The sequence below is a fragment of the Bacillota bacterium genome (assembly GCA_040754675.1).
Lineage (GTDB): Bacteria > Bacillota > Limnochordia > Limnochordales > Geochordaceae > Geochorda.
In genome coordinates this window covers 1-4458 of the sequence record JBFMCJ010000346.1, presented here as the reverse complement: position 1 = coordinate 4458, position 4458 = coordinate 1, and the positions used below count along the sequence as shown (strand labels likewise).

General features: G+C 69.1%; 4 protein-coding genes. 3 read left to right on the top strand and 1 reads right to left on the bottom strand.

The window, feature by feature from the left end; all coding sequences use genetic code 11:
- Window positions 1–386 (bottom strand): MFS transporter (locus tag AB1609_16490; GenBank protein MEW6048047.1); only part of this gene is annotated, 386 nt, incomplete at its 3' end.
- Between the two features lie 231 nt (window positions 387–617).
- On the opposite strand from AB1609_16490, the gene AB1609_16485 reads away from it, so the two are divergent.
- From AB1609_16485 to AB1609_16475, 3 genes are all read left to right on the top strand, one after another.
- Window positions 618–2900 (top strand): NADP-dependent malic enzyme, encoded by a 2283-nt coding sequence (locus AB1609_16485; GenBank protein ID MEW6048046.1) that lies wholly within the window; start codon window positions 618–620, stop codon window positions 2898–2900.
- Between the two features lie 214 nt (window positions 2901–3114).
- Complete coding sequence (locus tag AB1609_16480; protein ID MEW6048045.1) at window positions 3115–3813, top strand: hypothetical protein; 699 nt, start codon at window positions 3115–3117, stop codon at window positions 3811–3813.
- On the top strand, window positions 3806–4458 hold a 653-nt coding region (locus AB1609_16475), incomplete at its 3' end, for a hypothetical protein (GenBank protein MEW6048044.1). The genes AB1609_16480 and AB1609_16475, both read left to right, overlap by 8 nt.

Sequence of the window (4458 nt, the reverse complement as noted above, 5' to 3'; positions counted from 1 at the left end):
ATCAGCACATACAGGTGGTTGACACCGGAATCCAGTGCCGCAAACCCCATCCCTGCCACCCCGAAGCCGGCGAGGAGCCACCCCGGCCCGGGTGCGGCCGCCGCCAGGGCCAGGCCGGCACCGAACCGGGCAGCCCCCACCGCGAGCACCCGGCGGAGACCCCACCGCTGCACGGCTCGCGGGTAGAGCAGGGTCGCGCCGACGGAACCGAGCGACGACGCCGTGAAGACGGAGCCGATGGTGGCCGGCCCCACGCGGAAATCCCGCATCCACTCGCTGATGGCCGGGCCGAAACCTCCCAGCTCGATTCCCATCAGGATGTAGGCGAACGCCGCCGCGGCAGCCGCGGCCAGCGTCGAGCCATGTGTGCGCGTTTGTCCTGCCATGCTCTCCCGAACCCTGTCCTGATGAACCCCAGACAAGCCCAGCAGGGTGGAGTCTAGCACACCGGGCGGCGGTGCGAAAGCTCCTGCAAATCGTCCCGTCTCGGCGCCGGATGCCAGGAGGTGGCCGCGCGGGAGAGAAAGTGTGGAGAGCAGCGCCTGTATATAGCGCGCAGCGCGCGGCATGCAGTCGTGGGTGTGCGGGTTCTAGAAGGGACGAAGGGTGGGAGAGTGATGCCGAAAGTCACGGCCGAAGAGGCCCTCAGTTATCACGAGAGAGGACGCCCCGGCAAGATCGAGGTGGTCGTCACCAAGCCGTGCATCACCCAGAAGGACCTTTCCCTGGCGTACACGCCTGGCGTCGCCGAGCCGGTGCGGGCCATCGCCCGCAACCCGGAAGACGCCTTCCGCTACACCGCGAGGGGTAACCTGGTAGCCGTCATTTCCAACGGTACCGCCGTCCTTGGGCTTGGCGACGTCGGCGCCCTGGCCGGCAAGCCGGTCATGGAGGGCAAGGGCGTGTTGTTCAAGCGCTTTGCCGACGTCGACGTCTTCGACCTGGAGATCGACGTAACCGACCCCGACGAGGTCGTGCGCGTCGTCAAGGCGCTGGAGCCCACCTTCGGCGGGATCAACCTGGAGGACATCAAGGCGCCGGAGTGCTTCTACATCGAGGAACGACTCAAGGAGATCATGAGCATCCCGGTCTTCCACGACGACCAGCACGGCACGGCCATCATCTCCGGCGCGGCGCTGCTCAACGCCCTGGAGCTGGTCGAAAAGTCCATCTCGGACATCAAGGTGGTCATCAACGGGGCCGGCGCATCGGGGGTCGCGTGCGGCGAGTTCTGGATTCTGCTGGGCGTCCGGCGGGAGAACATCCTGATGTGCGACTCCAAGGGGGTTATCCACGAAGGCCGCACCGAGGGCATGAACCCCTACAAGGCGCGCTTCGCCCGGCGTACGTCCAGGACGACGCTGGCCGAGGCCATGGAGGGCGCCGACGTGTTCCTTGGGCTCTCGGTGGCCAACGTGGTGAGCCGGGAGATGGTCCAGTCCATGGCCGACCGGCCCATCGTCTTCGCCCTGGCCAACCCCGACCCCGAGATCCCCTACGACGAGGCAAAGGCGGCCCGGCCCGACGTCATCGTGGCCACCGGGCGGTCCGACTATCCCAACCAGGTCAACAACGTGCTGGGCTTCCCGTTCATCTTCCGGGGCGCCCTGGACGTGCGAGCCCGTGCCATCAACGACGAGATGAAGATCGCCGCGTGCCGGGCGCTGGCGGAGCTGGCCAAGCAGGACGTGCCCGACTCGGTGCTGCGGGCGTACGGGCTTGATTCGCTCCACTTCGGGCCGGAGTACCTGATCCCCAAGCCCCTCGATCCCCGGGTGCTCACGTGGGTGGCGCCGGCGGTGGCGAAGGCCGCCATGGACAGCGGCGTGGCGCGGGTGACCATCGACATCGAGGAGTACCGGCAGCGGCTGGTCCAGCGCATGGGCAAGGCCTGGGAGCTGCGGCGCAGCATCCTGGTCAAGGCATCCCGGGACCCGAAGCGGGTCGTCTTCTCCGAGGGCGAGGAGACCAAGATCATGCGGGCTGCTGCCATCCTGAGGGACGAGGGCATCGCCAGGCCCATCCTGGTGGGCCGGGAGCCTGAGGTGGCGGCGCGCATGGAGCAGCTCGGCTTGCGGCGAAACGGTATCGAGGTGGTCTGGCCGGCCGAACATCCGCGCCTCGAAGCGTACGCCAAGCGCCTCTACGAGCTCCGGCAGCGCCGCGGCGTGACCCTGCGGGAGGCGCTCAAGCTCGTCCGCCAGCCCAACTACTTCGGGGCGGTGATGGTGGAGGTGGGCGACGCCGACGCCTTCGTGGCGGGGCTCACCTACCACTATCCCGACGTGCTACGGCCGGCGCTCCAGGTCATCAAGCCGCTGGAGGGCGTCCGCAACGTGGCCGGGTGCTACATCATGATCGTGAAGAACCAGGTCTACTTCTTCACGGACGCGACGGTGAACATCGATCCCACGGCGGAGGATCTCGCCGAGATCGCGATCCTCACGGCGGAACGCGCCAGCGCTCTCGGGATCGAGCCGCACGTCGCGATGCTGTCGTTCTCCAACTTCGGCTCCACCCGGCACCCGCTGTCGGACAAGGTGCGCCGGGCGGTGGAACTGGTGCAGAGCCGCCGGCCCGACCTCATCGTGGACGGCGAGATGCAGGCCGACACGGCGGTGGTTCCGGAGATCCTCCAGGAAGACTACCCGTTCTCCAGGCTCACCCCGTTTGGCGGCGCCAACGTCCTGGTCTTCCCGGACCTGGAGGCGGCCAACGTGGCGTACAAGCTCCTGGCCAGGCTCGGCGGAGCGGAGGCCATCGGACCGGTGTTGGTGGGCACGGAGCGCGCCGTGCACGTTGTGCAGCGGGGCGACGACGTGGACGATATCGTGAATATTGCGGCAATTGCCGTCATTGACGCACAGGAACTGGAGAAGCGCCAGGCTCGCGCCGGGTGACGGCCCGGAGGGTCCCAAGGCCCTGCGGGATTGAGGCCCCAAAGGGGTTGGGTCCGGGGCCGTCGAACCCAGGACAGGGGTCCCAGACAGAGCACGGTCGCCGGGGAGGAATACTCCCGGGCGGCCGTCTTGTTAATGGCCCGAATGCGACCGGCTTCACAATTTGTCTGAAAAACCGGTTACTTCGGAGCCACCGAAGGGAGGGCACCATGCCTTGACGGACGCCGCCCAGGAGGTCTTTGAGTTCGCTGACAGGACCGCCGAGCCGGGGTGGGGAACGGACGGGCGCTTACGAATCGTCGTTCGCCTGTTGGTGAAGGCTGCAGGTGCCAGGCTCTGTGAGGGGTGGGACGGCGTGCCTGAGGCTCTCATCCACCTCATGGCGCAGGACGCCGAACTGTCGGGCCGGCTCGTTCGGGACCCTGACCTCAACGTGCGGGGGCTGACCCTCATGGCCCTTTCGGGGGTCTGCCGGCCGTGGGCCGTGGGCCTTCTGGCGGCGGCGATGCTGGATCCGGTTCCGGAGCTGCGGGCACTGGCCGCGGAGAGCGCAGACCGGTGGTACGCGTGTCACGGGGGCAACGGAAGGGTGCGGGAAGTGCTCGCCGAGCGCCTTCTGGCCCTCCTGGACGACCCCTGCGAAGAGGTGCGGCTCAGCGTCGTCGGGCCGGTGGTGCGGCTCGGAGGGCAGAGGGGTGTGGCGCGGCTGGTCGAGCTGTATCCGTCCTCGGACGAGGTGATGCGCGGGGAGATCCTGGGAGCCCTGGCGTCGGCCGGCTATAATGCAGTGGTCGCGCGCCTTGCCCGCGCAAGCTGCGCGTCGGAAGGCGCCGGCCCTTACCTGCGGCGGCTCTTCAGCCGCCTGGTGGGAGAAGACGGGAGCGCCTCCTGGCAGGAGGGCCACGATGGGTGATGCCCACAGCGGCAAGCGCTGGTGGCGCGGGTGGCGCCGCAGGCGCCCACCGCGGGCCGATCCGGGCGCGGCGGTCCCCCCGGATCCCGCAGCCGGTCCGCACCCCGGCGGGGTGGCGCCGGCTGAGGACGAGGGCATGTTTATGCAGCAGGCCCCTGGCAGCACCAGGTGGGAGGAGGTCCCCCTGTGGCCGCTCGACCGCCGGGTGCGGGTGCTGTTCCGGCAGCTCGCGGCGCACTGGGGTTCGTCCCGCGGCGAACTGAGGCTGGTGAGCCTGCCGGTGCTGCTGTGGATCACCCAGGACCTGGCCGTGGCGGCGCCGGGCGGCGTAACCGTCCTGGCGCGGGCGCGCCCCGACCGGCGGGTTCAGATCCATCACGCCAACCGCGACCAGATACTGACGTTCTCGGCCGGCCGGCTGGAGTGGGACAGTGTTGCTGCCTGGACGAACCCTCTGCGCCGGGCGCTCTTCGATTGGCTGAGCGCGGGGGTCGCCGTGACCGGGGCGGACATTGCGGTGCTATCGGCAGGCCCTGCCCGGTGGCATGGCCAAGGGCTCGAGGCGATGGGCTGCGCGCTCGCCTGCTGCGCCCGGCCATGGGAGCGGGCCGGCGTCCTGGACAGGACGCGGCAGGCCGTCTCCCT

Excerpts from the sequence above, each read along its gene's own strand:
- AB1609_16485 (MEW6048046.1), top strand. The coding sequence starts at position 618 with ATGCCGAAAGTCACGGCCGAAGAGGCCCTCAGTTATCACGAGAGAGGA.